The sequence below is a fragment of the Gilliamella sp. GillExp13 genome, from assembly GCF_001690815.1.
GTDB lineage: Bacteria > Pseudomonadota > Gammaproteobacteria > Enterobacterales > Orbaceae > Gilliamella > Gilliamella bombi.
The window spans coordinates 1-1,100 of the sequence record NZ_LZHJ01000129.1 but is presented as its reverse complement, the minus strand read 5'-3'; the positions used below and the strand labels follow the sequence as shown (position 1 = coordinate 1,100).

Genomic DNA, 1,100 nt, shown 5'->3' with positions numbered 1-1,100 from the left:
AAAATTCTCTATGATAAAAGTAAAAGGGGATTTAATGATGAAAAAAATGACTGAACATCAAATCGTCGCTATTTTAAAAGAAGCTGAAGCAGGTATTCCTGTCAAGGAACTCTGCCGTAAATATGGTATGGGTAATTCAACTTTTTATAAATGGCGGGAAAAATACGGCGGCATGGAAACTTCGGATATCAAACGCTTAAAAGAGCTGGAGGCTGAAAACCGCAAACTTAAGCAGATGTTTGCCGAGCTGAGCTTAAAATCACAGCTTCAGGAAGAAATCATAAAAAAGCTTTAGTGCCCACAAAGGCCCGTAAAACGTGGGCACAGCAACTACAACAAAATCATTCTGTTACTATAGCTATGAGCTGCGCTATCGTTGGCTTAAACCGTGTGCTTACTATTATCAACCTAAGTTACAGGATGATTCGGTGATTGTTTCGGTATTGAATGCTATCACAGACCGGCATTTACGCTGGGGCTTTCCTAAATGCTTTAATCGTATCAGAAAGCTCGGCTATCAATGGAACCATAAGCGTGTTTATCGGGTGTATTGTGAATTAAAGCTTAATCTCAGAGTAAAACGAAAAAAACGCATTCCTCCACGATGCCCGGAAAAGCTATTTGTGCCTAATAAACAAGGTGAATGTTGTTCAATGGATTTTATGAGTGATAGTAGCCGTAATCAGGACATTCAATGTCATCGATGACTTTAATCGTGAGGCGTTAGGTATTGATATGCAGTCAGCTTACCAGCAGGAAGGATTACCCGTTACTTAGATAAACTGACCGAATATCATGGATATCCATTAAAAATACGGGTCGATAATGGGCCAGAATTTACAGGAAAAACCTTTATAAACTGGGCTAAATCACATGATATAGCCATTGATTATATAAAGCCCGGTAGCCCTTATCAAAATGGTTATATTGAACGATTTAATCGTACCTATCGTACTGAAGTACTTGATTTATATCTTTTTAACAACTTAGCACACCTAGATTACACCATGAAGTGCAATTCTTCTTAGCTCCTTAGAATAAAAATCGGCAGGGCTTTTAAACTTATGCCGTTTTCTTGGGCGTGTGTTCAATAGATATTG

At 38.4% G+C, this 1,100-nt stretch carries 3 protein-coding genes; all 3 read left to right on the top strand.

The window, feature by feature from the left end; genetic code table 11:
• Nucleotides 1-295: transposase (locus A9G37_RS09350; RefSeq protein WP_141671159.1), on the top strand; the 295-nt coding region annotated here is incomplete at its 5' end.
• Nucleotides 296-317: 22 nt separating this feature from the next.
• Nucleotides 318-707, top strand: coding sequence for an IS3 family transposase (locus A9G37_RS09345; protein WP_065575351.1), 390 nt, complete (start codon nucleotides 318-320; stop codon nucleotides 705-707).
• Nucleotides 708-761: 54 nt separating this feature from the next.
• Nucleotides 762-1,028, top strand: a complete 267-nt coding sequence (locus A9G37_RS13660) for an integrase core domain-containing protein (RefSeq protein ID WP_081297716.1) — start codon at nucleotides 762-764, stop codon at nucleotides 1,026-1,028.
• Nucleotides 1,029-1,100: the final 72 nt, after the last annotated feature.